Origin of the sequence: Limimaricola pyoseonensis (genome assembly GCF_900102015.1) — a bacterium.
Lineage (GTDB): Bacteria > Pseudomonadota > Alphaproteobacteria > Rhodobacterales > Rhodobacteraceae > Limimaricola > Limimaricola pyoseonensis.
This window is the reverse complement of sequence record NZ_FNAT01000001.1, coordinates 541,755-555,899: the sequence shown is the minus strand read 5'-3', so window position 1 is coordinate 555,899 and position 14,145 is coordinate 541,755. Positions and strand designations below refer to the sequence as shown.

The following is a 14,145-nucleotide window of genomic DNA, read 5'->3' as shown; positions in this document are numbered from 1 at the left end:
GGTCCGCGACATGGGCCGGGTTCGGCCGGGGCGCAATGTTCGAGGTCCGAGAGAGAGTGAGCGCTACGCCGTGTCTCGGATCGGGTGATAGCAGGCGACGGCGCCTCCGCCCGGCGCGGCTTCGAGAGGGGGCGGAGCCCTGCGGCACTTCTCCGTCGCACGCGGGCAGCGGGCCGCGAAGGCGCATCCCTGGGGCGGATCGAGGGGGTCGGGCAGTTCGCTCCCTCGGGCCTCCGGCGCTTCGAGCGCGCGTCCCACGACGGGTGCGCTGTCGGCCAGAAGCTTGGTGTAGGGGTGCTGCGGCGCCCGGAAGACCCGCTCGGCCGGTCCGATCTCGATTAGGGCGCCGAAATAGAGCACGGCCACCCGGTCCGAGACCGCCTCGACCACCGCGAGGTCGTGGCTGATGAAGAGATAGGTCAGCCCGAGGCGTTTGCGCAGATCGGCGAGCAGGTTCAGCACCTGCGCCTGCACGCTGACGTCGAGCGCCGAGACCGGCTCGTCGAGGATCAGGATGCGCGCATCCGCCGCCAGCGCCCGGGCGATGCCGATCCGCTGCGCCTGGCCGCCCGAGAACTCGTGCGGGTAGCGATCGAGGAATTCGGGCCGCAGGTTCACGTCGTCGAATATCTCGGCGATGCGCTGCGCGCGGGCGGCCTTGTCCATGCCGTGCAGCTTCCTGAGCGGAAGCTCCAGGATCTGCCGGATCGTCTTGCGGGGGTTGAGCGAGGAGATCGGGTCCTGGAAGACATACTGGATGCGCCGGCCGAAATCGGCCGGATCCGCGGTGTCGAGGGCGGCTCCCTCGATCTCGATCGTGCCGGTGCTCGGCGCGACGAGGCCGACGAGCATCCGCGCCAGCGTGGTCTTGCCGCAGCCCGACTCCCCCACGATGCCGAGCGTCTCGCCCTGCTCCACGCTGAGCGAGATCGGCTGCACCGCGCGCACGCCGGCGCGCGGACCTCCGAACAGCCCGCCGCGCAGGGGAAAGGTCTTGGAGAGGTTGTCCAGTCGCAGGGCCTTGGTCATTCGGCAGCCTCCCTGGCAGGGCTTTCTTCCGGAAAGAGGCAGCGCACGGCCCGGTCGCCCTCCTGGGCGAGCGGGATATGCCCCTCGCGACACACGCCGCGCGCCTTGTTGCACCGCTCCGCGAAGGCACAACCCTCAGGCAGCCGGTCGACGGCGGGCGGCAGGCCCGGGATCGCCTCGAGCCTGCGGCGTCCGCCGCCCAGCTCGGGCACGCAGGCGATGAGCCGGGCGGTGTAGGGATGGCGCGGCGCGGCGAGAACCGCCTTGGTCGGACCCTCCTCGACCACCTTGCCGGCATACATCACCGCCACCCGGTCGCAGAGCTGCGCCACGACCCCGAAGTCATGGGTGATGAAGATGATGGCGAGATCGCGGGAGCGGCGGAGGTCGTCGAGCAGCGACAGGATCTGCGCCTGCACGGTGACGTCGAGCGCGGTGGTCGGCTCGTCGGCGATGATCACCTCCGGGTCGTTGGCCAGCGCCATGGCGATCCCGACGCGCTGGCGCATCCCGCCCGACATCTCGTGCGGGTAGTCCGAGATCCGGCGCTCGGGGTTGGGGATCCGGACGTCGCGCAGAAGCTCGACCGCCTTGCCGCGCGCCGCGTCGGCCCCGATCTTCTGGTGCGCCCGGATCGCCTCGACCAGCTGGTCGCCGACCCGGTAGAGCGGGTGCAGCGTCGAGAGCGGGTCCTGGAAGATATAGGCGATCTCGCGGCCGCGCACGGCGCGCAGGCGCTCATAGGGCGCCCCGATGAGGTCGTCGCCGCGGTAGCGTACCGCGCCGCCGGTGATGACGCCGGGCGGCGACGCCACGAGCCCGGTGACCGACAGGGCGGTGACCGACTTGCCGGAGCCGCTCTCGCCGATGATGCCGAGACATTCGCCCGGCCTGACCGCGAGGCTCACCCCGCCCACGGCGCGCAGCTTCCGCGGTCCGACATGGAACTCCGTCTCGAGCCCTTCGAGCGCGAGGATGCCCTCGAGGCCCGGTTCCGGGGCGTGGGTCCGGCGGCGCACCCGGGTCGCGGCCATCGGCCGCGACAGCGCGCCGGACTTGAGCCGAGGATCGAGCGCATCGCGGATGCCGTCGCCCAGCAGGTTGATCGACATCACGATGATCAGGATCATGACGCCCGGCACCACCGAGGTGTGCGGGTGGCTGATGAGCGCGGCGCGCGCCTCTCCCAGCATCGAGCCGAGATCCGCCTGCGGCGGCTGGCTGCCCAGCCCCAGGAACGACAGGCCCGCCGTCTCGAGGATCATCCAGCCGATCGTGGTCGACATCGCGATGACGATGACCGGCAGCACGTTCGGCAGGATCTCGGTGAGGATGATCTGCGGGCGCGACAGGCCGGAGAGGCGGGCGGCGTCGACGAACTCCTTGTGCGCGAGCCCGACGGTGATGCCGCGGATGTTGCGGGCGAAGAACGGCACGTTGACGGCCGCGACGGCGATCAGCGCGTTCAGGAGGCCGGGCCCGAGCGCCGCCACGATGGCCAGCGCCAGCAGGATGTAGGGAAAGGCCATCAGCATGTCGACGCCGCGCATGATGACGTTGTCGAGCCGCCCGCCGTAGAAGCCGGCGATGACGCCGATCGCAGCGCCGATGGTCGCGGCGATGGCCGCCGCGGCGAATCCCACGGCCAGCGACAGGCGCGTGCCCCAGAGCAGGCGGGACAGCAGGTCGCGGCCCAGATGATCGGTGCCGAGCAGGGCGCCTTCCGACAATGGCGGGCGGAACCGGTTCGCGGTGTTGGTCACGTCCGGGTCGGCCAGCGGCATAAGCGGCACGGCCAGCGCGAGCAGCAGGACGAAGGCCAGCACGACGCCGCCCGCCAGCGCCAGCCGGTTGCGCGAGAAAAGCATCAGCGAGGCGGTCATGTCCGGATCCTCGGGTCGAGCAGGCTCTGGGCCACGTCGACCACGATGTTGAAGAACACGTAGCAGGCGGCGACGACGATCACGCCGCCCTGCACCAGGAGGATGTCGCGGCGCAGGATCGCGTCGACCAGCATCCGGCCGATGCCCGGCCACTGGAACACGATCTCGATATAGACGGCGCCCGAGAGCACGAAGCCCGCCTGGATGCCCAGCACCGGCAGGATCGACACCATCGCGGCGCGCAGGGCGTGGCGCCAGATCACCGAACGCTCATGCACGCCCTTGGCGCGGGCGGTGCGGATGAAATCCTGCCGCAGCACCTCGAGCAGGGCCGAACGCGACAGCCGGGCGATCACGCCTGTGGCCACGACGGCGAGCGCGAGCGCCGGCATGGCCAGGTGCGAGAGCAGCGCGGCGGCGTCGCGGGTGCCGTAGATCGGCCACATGCCCGACACCGGGAACCAGCGCAGCCGGACCGCGAAGAGCAGGATCATCATCATGCCGAGGAAGAAGGAGGGGATGGAGATGCCCAGGAGCACCGCGAAGGTGATCGTCTTGTCGGCCCAGCCATACTGGTTGGCGGCCGAGATCGTGCCGGCGACGACGCCGAGAACGACGCAGAGCACGAAGGCCGTGCCGGCGAGGATCAGCGTCGCGCCGAAACGTTCGAGCACCTCGTCCAGCACGGGCCGGTTCAGGGCGAAGCTCTGCCCGAAATCGCCCTGCAGCATGTTGCCCAGCCAGATCAGGTACTGGCGCCAGAGCGGCGCATCGAGGCCGAGCTCGCGGTTGATGCGGGCGACGTTCTCGGGCGTGGCGTAGCTGCCCAGGATCGCGGTCGCGGGGTCGCCCGGGATCAGTGCCATGATCAGGAAGACGATCACGGTGATGCCGAGCAGCACCGGCACCGCCGAAAGCAGCCGTCTGAGGATGTATCCGCCCATGCGCGGTGTCTCCCGTATAGGGAGCGGGGGCCGGGGCGCGGCCCCCGCGCGTGATCAGTTCTTGGCGACGTCGTCGAGCAGCAGGAAGAACGAGGGCTGGAGGTCGAAATTCTCGACCCGGTCGTTGGTCACCGCGTTCTGCTTCCAATTGGCGACGAAGACCCAGGGCGCGTCCTCGTGCACGATCTCCTGCATTTCCTGGTAGAGGCGCGCGCGCTCGTCCTGGTCGGTGGCGCGGCGGGCCTGTTCGAGAAGCGCGTCGACCTCCGGGTTCGAGTAGTAGCCCGAGTTGAAGCCGCCCTGATCGGGAAAGGCCTCGCTGCGCAGCGCGAGGAAGGGCAGGGTGTCGGGGTCGTTCGTCATCCAGGCCATCTCGGCCATGTCGGCCTTGCCCTCGAGGCCCGGGTTCACCTCGCCCAGGAAGGTGTTCCATTCGTAGGTCTCGATCGTCACGTCGAAGCCCACCGCCTCGAGGTCGGCCTGGATCGCTGTGCCCATCGCCACCGGATCGAGCATGCCCGAGCCGCCCTCGGTCACGTAGAAGGTCAGCTCGGCGCCTTCGGCGCCGGCCTCGGCGATCAGCTCGCGCGCCTTCTCCGGATCGTAGGGGTAGGGTTCGAGAGCCTCGTTGTAGGCCCAGGCGAAGGCGGGCGGGGTCGGGCCGGCGGCGACTTCGGCGGTGCCCTCGAGCACCTCGTTCACGATCGCCTCCTTGTCGATCGCGTAGTTCGCCGCCTGGCGCACCAGCTTGTCGGCGAAGGGGCCTTCCTTGGCGTTGAGGATCAGGAACCACAGATGCGGGCCGGCCTGCTCGTGCAGCTGGTAGCTTTCGCCTTCGAACTGCGACAGCGCCACGGGCGGCACTTCGACCATCAGGTCGATGCCGCCGGCCAGCATCTCCGCCGTGCGGGTGCTCGCGTCGGTGATGGGCCGGAACACGACCGCCTCGAGCTGCGGCGCGCCATCCCAGTAGTCGGGGTTGGCCTCGACGACGACCGCTTCGTTGGGCCGCCATTCCGCGAAACTGAAGGGGCCCGTGCCCGAGGGGTTGCGCCCGAATTCCGCGCCGTGCTGCTCGACCGCGGCGGGCGATACGATCAGCCCGGTCGGGTAGGCGAGGTTCGACAGGAACGGCGCGTAGGGCTCGTTCAGCACGAACTTCACGGTCATGGGGTCGACGACCTCGACCTCCTCGATCGCGGAGAAGAAGAAGGAAAGCGGGAAGGGGCCGGTGTCGTAGAAGGGATGGTTCTCGTCGAGCATCCGGTCGAAGTTGAACTTCACCGCCTCGGCGTCGAACGGGCTGCCGTCATGAAACGTGACGCCCTCGCGCAGGGTGAAGGTGTATTCGGTGCCGTCCTCCGAGATCTCCCAACCGGTCGCCAGCGCCGGCTCGACCTCCAGCGTGCCGTCCTTGTAGCGCACCAGCCCGTCATAGACGTTCATCAGGATGCGGAAGTCGTTCACCGCCGTCACGGCCGCCGGGTCGAGGGCCTTGGGCTCCGCGATCTGGCCGACGACGAGGACGCCCGGCGGGGTCTGGGCGAGGGCCGGGGCACCCAGGGCCATGGTGAGGGCGGTGCCGGCAGCAAGCAGGCTTCGGCGGGTCAGTTGTCCAATCGACATGGGTTACCTCTCCTGTTCGGTGCGATCTTATTTTTCATGATAAATTGCATCAGGGCAAATTTTCATTATAAATTCAAGCGTGCTGGCACGGAGATGACGGGATGACGATTTCGATCCTCGCATATGACGCGGAAACAGGCACTTATGGCGGCGCCGCCACCACGGGCAGCCTCTGTGTCGGGGGGTGGGTGCTGCGCGGGGATGCCGAATCGGGGCTCTCGGCCTCGCAGGGCTCCTTGCCGAGCACGCTTTGGGGCGCCCGGGTGCTTGATCGCATGCGGGCAGGCCTGTCGGCCGCCGAGGCGGTGTCCGAGGTCGTCGATGCCGATGCGGGACGCGCGCACCGCCAGCTGGCGGCCCTCGATCCGAAGGGGGGCACAGGGCATTTCACCGGGGCTTCGAGCATTCCGGCGGCGGGGGCGCGGCAGGCGGCATCGGTCGTCGTGACCGGCAACCTGCTGTCCGGCGACGACGTGCTCGAGGCCTGCCTGGACGGCTACCGCGAGGGGCGTGGCACCATGGCAGAGCGGCTCATCGCGGCGCTCGAGGCCGCCGCCGCGGCCGGGGGTGACAGCAGGGGGCTTCTGTCGGCCGCGCTGCTCGTCGTGTCGCGCAGCGCCGCACCGCTCAGCCTGCGTATCGACCATTCCGAGACGCCGCTGCGGGACCTCGCGGAGCTGCATCGCCGGGCCACCAGCGGCGCCTACGGCGAATGGGCCCGCCTCGTGCCGACGCTGGACGAGCCAGAGCGCGCCGAACCCTATGGCGAAACCGTGACCCCGGCCGGCTGATCAGTGGGTCATGAAGCGCTTCATGACGACGGCCTGCTGGTCCTCCATCATCCGCCAGGCCATTTCCATGTGCGAGCGCATGATGAAGCGCGCCGCCTCGGCATCCCCCCGCTCCATCGCGTCGAGCAGGTCAAGCTGATGCTGCCGGCCCGTCCGCCAGAGCTCGACATTGGGCGCGGCGTAGAGCTGCTTGTAGACGGTGAGATCCGCAAGGATCTGCGACATGAAACCGATGATGAAGCCCAGCAGGGCGTTGTCGGCGAAGCTCGCGAGCCGGGCATGGAACCGCAGGGATGCGACGTGCTGCCTGCGCTCCTCCTCGGGGTCGCTGGCGGGCTCGGCATAGCCGTCGATGATGGCCCGCAGCTCCGAAAGATGATCGGCGGACAGCCGCCCGGCCAGCGCGGCCGCGACCTCCGGCTCGAGCGCGACCCGAAGCTGGTAGATGTCGGCGATCGAGATGTCGCGGAAGTAGAAATAGTTGGCGAGCAGGGCATGGGCGCGCTCGGTCGAGACCTCGCCGACGAAGCTGCCGCCGCCGGGGCCGGTCTTGGTCTCCACCAGGCCCTGCGCCTGCAGAAGCCGCATGGCTTCGCGGATCGTGCCCTTGGCCATGCCGAAACGCGCGATCAGCTCGGTCTCGCCGGGCAGGCGGTCGCCCGGTTGCAGGCCCTGCTCGACCACCCATTCCTTGATGGCCTCGGCCACGCGAATGGGGCGGGAGCGCCTGCGGCTCTTCTCGGCTGGGGTGACGCTCGCTCTCGCCATCGCACGACTCTTTTGACTTCCGAAGACATCCATAAAGCAAATTTATCATGATAAATACAAGGGGAAGCATGACATACGGGGAGTTGGCCGCGGCGAGGCTGCAGGAGATCGCCGAGATGTCCGAAGCGGGGCCGGGGGTCACCCGACTGCCCTGGACCCCGGAACATCGCCGGGCCCTCGATGTCATATCGGCCTGGATGGAGGATGCCGGGCTGGAAGTCAGCCTCGATGCGGCCGGGACCCTTGTCGGCCGAACGCCCGCCATGGCCGGCAAGCCGGCGCTCCTGCTCGGCTCGCATCAGGACAGCGTCCGCTCGGGCGGTCGTTTCGACGGGATCATGGGGATCGCCGTGGCCTGCCTTGCCGTCCGCCGCCTTCGCGAGGAAGGCGCCCGCCTGCCATTCGCGATCGAGGTGCTGGCCTTCGCGGACGAGGAAGGCGTGCGCTTTCCGACGGCCCTGATCGGTCCGCGCGCCTTGGCCGGAACCTTCGATCCGGCCGTTCTGGACATGCAGGACGCGCAAGGGGTGCATGTGCGTGAAGCGATGCAGGCGTTCGGCCTGGATCCGGCCGGAATTCCTGCGCTTGCGCGCCAGGGCGAAGAGGTGATCGGGTACCTGGAGGCCCATATCGAGCAGGGGCCCGTGCTCGAAGCCGAGGGCCGGTCACTCGGTGTCGTGACCGCGATCTGCGGCATCTCCCGCTACGCGGTCACCTTCAGTGGCGAGACGGGTCACGCCGGCACGGTTCCCATGGCGGGCCGACGGGACGCTCTGGTCGCCGCCGCCCGCTTCGTCGCGGCCGTGTCCGACGCCGCGACGGCGATCAAGGATTGCCGGGCCACGGCCGGCCGGATCGAGGCACGGCCCGGCGTCGTCAACGCCATCCCCTCCGAGGTCGGCCTGACCTTGGAGCTTCGGGCGCCGTCGGACGAGATGCGGCTGGATTTCCAGTCGCGCGCCGAGCAACTGGCCCGGGAAATCGCCGCGCAGGCCGGGGTGACCGTGCAGGTCGAGAAGACCTACGAGCAACCCGCAGTCGCCTGTGACCCCGTCGTGACGGACGCGCTGTCTCGCGCCATGGCCGCAATGGACATGCCAGCGCTCGCCATGCCCTCGGGCGCGACACATGACGCGTCCGCGATGGCGGATCTCTGCCCGGTCGGGATGCTCTTCGTGAGGTGTGAGGGCGGCATCAGCCATCGGCCCGACGAGTACGCCAGCGCCGAGGATCTGGACGATGCGATCCGGGTTCTCGCGGAGACCGTGAAGAACATGGGATTGCCGGGAACGTAGAGCGTAAGGCGGTGACTTGGAGGCTCTTGGGCGGTGGTCTGCTCCCACTGAAGTGCTCCGCTCACCGAGATGGATTTGTCTCGTCCGAAGCATGACGGAAGTCGGGGCGAAGAGATCGAGGAGGGCGGCGATCGGCGCAATCATGTGGTGCAGCATGGGGGTTGCCCCAACGTCATGCCCCGGGGCAATCTGCCCGCGCCGGTTCGGCGACGTCATGACCGGGCGCATCGCGATCCTGACCCGAGGAGACTGCCGCATGTCCGATCAGACCATGGCCGCCGGTTTCGCGGCCGCGTTCCTCGATTATGCGGTGGCCGAAGGCGTGCCTCGAGACAGCTTGCTGGCGGCGTCGAGGCTGACGGAGGACGATCTGGCGGATCAGGACACCCGCATCCCGGTCGCCTCCTACCGGACCCTCATCGCGACCGGGATCGAGGCGACGGGCGACACCTCGCTGCTCCTGCGGCACGTGCTGGAGACGCGGCTGGAGATGATTTCGATCGTCGGCCAGATCGTGCATGCCTCCACCTCCTTCCCGCACAGCCTGGACCAGCTGAACCGCTATTCGCGTCTCATGGCCGACGTGCCGATCCCCGGGGGACGGGACCGGTTCGAACTGGTGCGGGACGCGGACGCGGTCTGGCTGGTGGACCACCACCCCTGCGACGGCAGCTGGATGGCCACGGAGGCGAGCTTCGCGCGGTTCATCTCCGAGTTCCGCCGTTCCGCGCCGGAACACCCGTTCGAGCGGGCGCTGGAGGTGACCTACGCCCCGCCGCCGCATGCCAACCGCTACCCGGAGCTCTTCCAGGTGCCGGTCACGTTCCGCGCGGCGCGCAACGCGCTTCGCATCAATCCGGTCTGGCTCGACGAGGCGTTCGACGGCGGCAAGGAGTACGTCTTCGGCATCTTCACACGCCATGCGGACGCGCTGCTGGACGAGCTTGCGACGCATGACACCGTGCGCTCTGCCGTTGAGACCCGGATGCTTGCGGACCTGCACGAGGGCACGCTGTCGATGGATCGCATCGCGCGCGATCTCGGCATGAGCCGGCAGACGCTCTACCGCCGACTGAAGGACGAAGGCGCAACCTTCGCGCAGGTCCATGACGATCTGCGTCGCCGTATGGCGATGGATTACCTGAGCGCAGGCAAGGTCTCGGTCGGGGAGACGGCCTACCTTCTGGGCTTTTCGGAGGCCTCGGCCTTCGTACGGGCGTTCCGGCGCTGGACCGGCGCGAGCCCGACCGCGTGGCGCGGCGATTGATGCCGCAGGTCATGCCGTCGAGCGGCGCGGACAGATAATTTCTCTCTCGATACCCCTGGTGGTCGAAGGAGACATGACATGAAACCGGTGCTGATCGCCCCCATCTGCCTGACCGCCGTGCTGGCGGCCTGCGCCGACATGGGCGCGGGTGTGGACCCGATCTTGGACGGCGCGCCGCGCGCGCAGTTCCAGAGCGACCTCGCCGCCTGTCGAAGCCTTGCCCGAAGCCAGTCGCAGCTGGACCATGAAACGATGGCCGCAGCCGTCATCGGCGCCGGGATCGGCGGCGTGCTGGGCGAGGTCGACGAAGAGGGCGACGCCCTGGGCGGGGCCATCATCGGCGCGCTGGCGGGCGCCGCGGCTGGCGCGTCCGAGGCAAGCGACACGCGCGAGGACATCGTCCTGAACTGCCTGCGCGGCCGCGGCCACGCGGTCGTGAACTGAGGGAGGAAGCCATGCATGATGTCCGCACCCGCATGGAGGGCCTGCACGACCTGCTGACCGGGGGGGCGGGCCATCCGACAGGGCGCCGCGCGGCAGCGCCACGGCACCTGTGGGGCGATCTCGGCCTGCCCGACGGGAAGCCGCGCAGCCCGCGGCGGTCCCTTCCGGCGCCCCTGCTGCGGTGGTGAGGGGCCGGTCCATGACCCAGATCCTCGCCTTCGCCTATGCCGGGCTGACCGCACTGCCCATGCTGATGCATCTGGGCGTCGCCGCCGGTGCCCCGCTCGGCCGCCTGACGGTCGGCGGCCGCTTTCCCGGCCGCCTGCCGCCGGCCTGGCGGGCGCTGGCGCTGGTCCAGGCCGCGCTGCTCGCAACCATGGCCGGGGCGGTGCTCGCCAGGGCCGGCATTGGCGCGGCGCCGCTGGCGCCTCTGTTCTGGCCCGCTCTCGCGCTCACGCTGCTGTCGCTCGCCGCGAATGCCGCCAGCCCCTCGCGCCCGGAGCGCCTGCTCTGGACGCCGGTCCTCTTCCTCATGGCCGCCACCGCGCTTGGCGTCGGCCTGTCATGAACACCGGAGACGATCCATGAACGTTCTCGTTGCCGGCGCGACCGGCTATCTCGGCCGCTTTCTCTGCGCCGAATATGCGCGGCGCGGGCATCACGTCACCGCGCTGGTCCGCGACGCCGCGCGGGCCGGGGATCTTGCCGATCTGTCGATCGAGGCCGAGGCCACCCGGCCCGAGACGCTCGAGGGGATCATGGACGGCGTGGACCTCGTCGTCTCGTCGCTCGGCATCACCCGGCAGGCAGGCGGGCTCGGCTACCGGGAGGTCGACTTCCAGGCGAACCTGAACCTGCTGCGCGAGGCCGAGGCCGCGGGCGTCGGACGCTTCGCCTATGTGCATGTCCTGAATGCCGACGCCATGACGGGCGTGCCGCTTGTAGAAGCCAAGAGCGCCTTCGTGGACGCGCTCCATGCCTCCGACATGCCCGCGACCGTAATCGCGCCTAACGGCTTCTTCTCGGACATGGGCGAAATGTTCGCGATGGCGCGCAGGGGCCGCGTCTGGCTGTTCGGGGACGGGGCGCATCGCCTCAACCCCATTCATGGCGCCGATCTGGCAGTGGCCATCGCCGACGCGACCGAGGCGGGCCGGGGCTGGGCCGAGATCGGCGGCCCCGACGTGATGACCCAAGGCGAGATCGCCCGCGCCGCCTTCGACGCACTCGGGACCGCGCCGCGCATCACCCATCTGCCGGACGCCCTGCGCCGGACTGCGCTCGCCGTCCTGCCGCTCCTGCCGCGCCGCGTGAGCGGCCCCGCGCGCTTCTTCCTGACCGCGCTCGGAATGGACATGGTCGCGCCCCGCTTCGGGACGCAGCGCCTCGCCGACCACTTCGAAACCCTCGCCGCAGAAGCGGCGCGCCAACCGAAAGGACTTCGCTCATGACCCTCCGCAAAGCCGGCGGCCTTGCCGCCCTGACCTGCGCCGCCACCTATCTGTTTGGCTTCGCCCTGCTTGTCACCGTGCTCGCGCCGCTGGGTTTCGGCTCGAACGAGATCGACGTCGCCGCCGTCGTGGCCTTCATCGCCGAACGGCCGGGCGTGCTGATCGTCTGGAACACCCTGATCTATGTCGTGAACGCGCTGGCGCTCGCGGTTCTCGTCGTTGCGCTCCATCGGCAGATCGCCAGTTCGCGGCCCGACGCCGCCGCCCTGACCGGGGCGATCGGCCTGGTCTGGGCCACCCTCGTCCTCGGCGCCGGCATGATCGCGAATGTCGCCGTCGAGCGGACACATGCGCTCGCCGCGGACCCGGAGGCCGCGGCCTCCCTCTGGCAGACGCTCCACGCGGTCGAACTGGGCCTCGGCGGCGGCAACGAGATCGCCGGCGGCGCATGGATCTTGACGGTCAGCCTCGCAGGGCTTGCGAGCGGCCTTTTCGGCCGCGTCACGGCCGGGATCGGCGCGATCAGCGGCTTCGCCGGGCTTGTGACCGTCCTGCCGCCGCTCGGGGAGACCGCCGGCGCCGTCTTCGGCCTTGGCGCCATCGCGTGGTTCGTTGCCGTGGGGATCGTGCTTCTGCGGGGCGGCCGGACGACGTTGGGAGAGCGGATCACCGCGTGACATCGCCCGCCCCCTTTGCGTCACGCAGGCTGGGACTGGGACAGTGTCGTCAATCCGAAGAGCAGAAGCGCCGCCGACAGACCGCAGGCGATCGTCCGGACCGTGTTCCAGAAGGTCCAGCGCGGCAGGTAGGTGCCGGTCCAGTAGCTCTGGGTGGACGCCTGCGACAGGTCCATCCCGGCCAGCGCCTCGTTCATCGGCACGTTGAAGACCACCGTGACGGCGAAGCAGCCGAACAGATAGACGAGACCGGCCGTGGCGATCAGCATTGCCGGAGCGCCGTCGAGCCGAAGCGCGGCATGGACGACCAACGCCAGCGACACCGCCGCCAGTCCGAGGAAGAGGGCCATGAAGACCCAGCGGAAGACCTCGCGATTGATCACCTGCATGGCCTCGGCGCCGCCATGGCCGCTGGTGAGCGACAGCGAACGCATGATGAAATCGGAGAAGGCGAGGAAGACGCCACCGACCAGCGCGTAGGCGAGAACGGCGAAGTGAGCGAAGTAGAAGACGAGGGGTGACATCGGTCTGGACTCCTTCGGCTGATGGCGCGGCGCGGCGAGGAGAGCCGCGCCGCGCGCGTGGTTAGCGCATGGGGTGTGCCGCGAAGGGCAGGGAGGCTGGCTGCCAAAGGCGGCGTCGGAACGCGGCGATCAGAAGCGCGGCGATGGCGATCTCGACGACGAGGGCGGCGATCACGCTGCCGGACGGCATGCCGTCGAGAACCAGACCGACCAGTCGCCCCGCCGGGAAGGCGAGGAAGACCGTCAGGGCCACCGCGACCGAGACCGGCAGGAACGCGCGTCGCCAGATGCCGAGCAGCATGAGGATGCCGAAGCCGGCGAGTCCCGCGCCGGGCGCGCGGATTTCGCTGAGCAGGGACGCATTCCGCCCGAGCGCGATGCCGTAGCTCGCGTAGAACGCATGCGGCGCGCTGACGATGAAGCCGCCGATGGCGAGCGCGGTGAGGCCGGAGACCCCGAGCGCGACTTTCTCGAAGAGGGTGGTGGACATGTCGTGGTCCTCTCTAAAGTTGGCGATCAGGCGGCGCTGGTCCAGGCGCCGGACCGGGCCGCTCGCAGCGCGAAATCGGCGAAGTCGCGGGGCGGGCGTCCGAGCGCCCGCATCACGCCATCGGTCGTGTGCGCGTTCCGCCCATCGAGCGTCTCCCGCGCGATGCCGGTGAAGACGTCGGCGACGAAGTCCCCGCCGGCCTGTGCGACATTCGCGTGGAACTCCTCGAAGCTGATCGGCAGGTGCCGGATTTCGCGGCCCGTGGCCTGCGACAGAGCGGCGGCCATTTCGGCGAAGGTCATCAGGCGCGGGCCCGTGACCTCGTAGAGTGCGCCCTTGTGGCCGTCCCCGGTCAGCGCGGCGACAGCGACGTCGGCGATGTCTTCGATGTCGATGATCGGCTCCGCGATGTCACCGCCCGGCATCGGCAGGACGCCCGCGAGGATCGGGTCGCGCAGGTAACCTTCCGAGAAGTTCTGCGCGAACCAGGCGGCGCGAACGATGGTGAAGCCTGTGCCCGAGGCGCGGACGACATCTTCGCCCAGCTTGGCATGATGTTCGCCCCGGCCGGACAGGAGCACAAGATGCTCCAGTCCGACATCTCGGGCCGTCTCGCAGAGCGACTCGAGCTTCTCCACCGCGCCGGGAAAGGCGAGGTCGGGGAAATAGGTGACGTAGGCGGCGCGCGTGCCCGTCAGGGCCGGCCCCCAGGTTTCGCGCGCCTCCCAGTCGAACGGGATGGCGGAACTGCGCGAGCCGCGGCGAACGGCGACGCCTCGGGCCTCGAGGCGGCTGGCGACGCGGCGACCGGTCTTGCCGGTCGCGCCGATGACGAGGATGGGTCGGTCCTGCATGGGAGATCTCCCTGGCTGTCGATGTCGGTCGCCAACGGGATAGCTGGTCGTGCCCGGCCCGGTCTTGACCGCGCTTGCCAGGGTTTTGACCCGCGTCGCCAA

15 protein-coding genes are annotated in these 14,145 nt (G+C 69.5%); 7 read left to right on the top strand and 8 right to left on the bottom strand.

Annotated features, from left to right (window positions below):
- Nucleotides 1-63 precede the first annotated feature (63 nt).
- From BLT43_RS02610 to BLT43_RS02595, 4 genes are read right to left on the bottom strand one after another with little or no spacing between them, the layout of a single operon-like run.
- Nucleotides 64-1,029, bottom strand: a complete 966-nt coding sequence (locus tag BLT43_RS02610) for an ABC transporter ATP-binding protein (RefSeq protein ID WP_090109805.1) — start codon at nt 1,027-1,029, stop codon at nt 64-66.
- Nucleotides 1,026-2,912, bottom strand: coding sequence for a dipeptide/oligopeptide/nickel ABC transporter permease/ATP-binding protein (locus BLT43_RS02605; protein ID WP_090109803.1), 1,887 nt, complete (start codon nt 2,910-2,912; stop codon nt 1,026-1,028). The genes BLT43_RS02610 and BLT43_RS02605 overlap by 4 nt, the downstream gene beginning before the upstream one ends.
- Complete coding sequence (locus tag BLT43_RS02600; RefSeq protein ID WP_090109801.1) at nt 2,909-3,856, bottom strand: ABC transporter permease; 948 nt, start codon at nt 3,854-3,856, stop codon at nt 2,909-2,911. The genes BLT43_RS02605 and BLT43_RS02600 overlap by 4 nt, the downstream gene beginning before the upstream one ends.
- 54 nt (nt 3,857-3,910) lie before the next feature.
- Nucleotides 3,911-5,482 (bottom strand): ABC transporter substrate-binding protein, encoded by a 1,572-nt coding sequence (locus BLT43_RS02595; RefSeq protein WP_090109799.1) that lies wholly within the window; start codon nt 5,480-5,482, stop codon nt 3,911-3,913.
- Between the two features lie 101 nt (nt 5,483-5,583).
- Here BLT43_RS02595 and BLT43_RS02590 point away from each other — a divergent pair, with 101 nt between their 5' ends.
- A complete protein-coding gene (locus tag BLT43_RS02590) occupies nt 5,584-6,273 on the top strand; it encodes a DUF1028 domain-containing protein (protein WP_090109798.1) in 690 nt (229 codons plus the stop codon).
- On the opposite strand, the gene BLT43_RS02585 is transcribed toward BLT43_RS02590, so the two are convergent.
- A complete protein-coding gene (locus BLT43_RS02585) occupies nt 6,274-7,041 on the bottom strand; it encodes a FadR/GntR family transcriptional regulator (protein ID WP_165612526.1) in 768 nt (255 codons plus the stop codon).
- Between the two features lie 68 nt (nt 7,042-7,109).
- Here BLT43_RS02585 and BLT43_RS02580 point away from each other — a divergent pair, with 68 nt between their 5' ends.
- The 6 genes from BLT43_RS02580 to BLT43_RS02555 all read left to right on the top strand — a co-directional run bounded on the left by BLT43_RS02580 (nt 7,110) and on the right by BLT43_RS02555 (nt 12,175).
- Nucleotides 7,110-8,336, top strand: a complete 1,227-nt coding sequence (locus tag BLT43_RS02580) for a M20 family metallo-hydrolase (protein WP_090109796.1) — start codon at nt 7,110-7,112, stop codon at nt 8,334-8,336.
- A 256-nt stretch (nt 8,337-8,592) separates the two neighbouring features.
- Nucleotides 8,593-9,603, top strand: a complete 1,011-nt coding sequence (locus tag BLT43_RS02575; RefSeq protein WP_090109794.1) for an AraC family transcriptional regulator — start codon at nt 8,593-8,595, stop codon at nt 9,601-9,603.
- A gap of 78 nt (nt 9,604-9,681) precedes the next feature.
- Nucleotides 9,682-10,047 (top strand): glycine zipper family protein, encoded by a 366-nt coding sequence (locus BLT43_RS02570; protein WP_090109792.1) that lies wholly within the window; start codon nt 9,682-9,684, stop codon nt 10,045-10,047.
- 199 nt (nt 10,048-10,246) lie between these two features.
- Nucleotides 10,247-10,615, top strand: a complete 369-nt coding sequence (locus tag BLT43_RS02565) for a hypothetical protein (protein ID WP_090109790.1) — start codon at nt 10,247-10,249, stop codon at nt 10,613-10,615.
- A 16-nt stretch (nt 10,616-10,631) separates the two neighbouring features.
- A complete protein-coding gene (locus tag BLT43_RS02560) occupies nt 10,632-11,498 on the top strand; it encodes an SDR family oxidoreductase (RefSeq protein WP_090109788.1) in 867 nt (288 codons plus the stop codon).
- The gene (locus tag BLT43_RS02555) at nt 11,495-12,175 is read left to right on the top strand and encodes a DUF4386 family protein (RefSeq protein WP_090109786.1); all 681 of its coding nucleotides are present in this window, start codon (nt 11,495-11,497) and stop codon (nt 12,173-12,175) included. The genes BLT43_RS02560 and BLT43_RS02555 overlap by 4 nt, the downstream gene beginning before the upstream one ends.
- Before the next feature lie 20 nt (nt 12,176-12,195).
- Here BLT43_RS02555 and BLT43_RS02550 read toward each other — a convergent pair whose 3' ends face one another.
- The 3 genes from BLT43_RS02550 to BLT43_RS02540 form a co-directional block, all read right to left on the bottom strand.
- Nucleotides 12,196-12,699: an anthrone oxygenase family protein gene (locus BLT43_RS02550; RefSeq protein WP_090109784.1), complete on the bottom strand. Its 504-nt coding sequence runs from the start codon at nt 12,697-12,699 to the stop codon at nt 12,196-12,198.
- Nucleotides 12,700-12,760: 61 nt separating this feature from the next.
- Nucleotides 12,761-13,189, bottom strand: a complete 429-nt coding sequence (locus BLT43_RS02545) for a DUF4345 domain-containing protein (RefSeq protein WP_090109782.1) — start codon at nt 13,187-13,189, stop codon at nt 12,761-12,763.
- 26 nt (nt 13,190-13,215) lie between these two features.
- Nucleotides 13,216-14,145 (bottom strand): Rossmann-fold NAD(P)-binding domain-containing protein, encoded by a 930-nt coding sequence (locus BLT43_RS02540; protein ID WP_242652190.1) that lies wholly within the window; start codon nt 14,143-14,145, stop codon nt 13,216-13,218.

What these genes read in the sequence shown, in the direction of transcription:
- BLT43_RS02610 (WP_090109805.1), bottom strand. Translation starts at nt 1,029, where the DNA reads ATGACCAAGGCCCTGCGACTGGACAACCTCTCCAAGACCTTTCCCCTG.
- BLT43_RS02605 (WP_090109803.1), bottom strand. Translation starts at nt 2,912, where the DNA reads ATGACCGCCTCGCTGATGCTTTTCTCGCGCAACCGGCTGGCGCTGGCG.
- BLT43_RS02600 (WP_090109801.1), bottom strand. Translation starts at nt 3,856, where the DNA reads ATGGGCGGATACATCCTCAGACGGCTGCTTTCGGCGGTGCCGGTGCTG.
- BLT43_RS02595 (WP_090109799.1), bottom strand. Translation starts at nt 5,482, where the DNA reads ATGTCGATTGGACAACTGACCCGCCGAAGCCTGCTTGCTGCCGGCACC.
- BLT43_RS02590 (WP_090109798.1), top strand. Translation starts at nt 5,584, where the DNA reads ATGACGATTTCGATCCTCGCATATGACGCGGAAACAGGCACTTATGGC.
- BLT43_RS02585 (WP_165612526.1), bottom strand. Translation starts at nt 7,041, where the DNA reads ATGGCGAGAGCGAGCGTCACCCCAGCCGAGAAGAGCCGCAGGCGCTCC.
- BLT43_RS02580 (WP_090109796.1), top strand. Translation starts at nt 7,110, where the DNA reads ATGACATACGGGGAGTTGGCCGCGGCGAGGCTGCAGGAGATCGCCGAG.
- BLT43_RS02575 (WP_090109794.1), top strand. Translation starts at nt 8,593, where the DNA reads ATGTCCGATCAGACCATGGCCGCCGGTTTCGCGGCCGCGTTCCTCGAT.
- BLT43_RS02570 (WP_090109792.1), top strand. Translation starts at nt 9,682, where the DNA reads ATGAAACCGGTGCTGATCGCCCCCATCTGCCTGACCGCCGTGCTGGCG.
- BLT43_RS02565 (WP_090109790.1), top strand. Translation starts at nt 10,247, where the DNA reads ATGACCCAGATCCTCGCCTTCGCCTATGCCGGGCTGACCGCACTGCCC.
- BLT43_RS02560 (WP_090109788.1), top strand. Translation starts at nt 10,632, where the DNA reads ATGAACGTTCTCGTTGCCGGCGCGACCGGCTATCTCGGCCGCTTTCTC.
- BLT43_RS02555 (WP_090109786.1), top strand. Translation starts at nt 11,495, where the DNA reads ATGACCCTCCGCAAAGCCGGCGGCCTTGCCGCCCTGACCTGCGCCGCC.
- BLT43_RS02550 (WP_090109784.1), bottom strand. Translation starts at nt 12,699, where the DNA reads ATGTCACCCCTCGTCTTCTACTTCGCTCACTTCGCCGTTCTCGCCTAC.
- BLT43_RS02545 (WP_090109782.1), bottom strand. Translation starts at nt 13,189, where the DNA reads ATGTCCACCACCCTCTTCGAGAAAGTCGCGCTCGGGGTCTCCGGCCTC.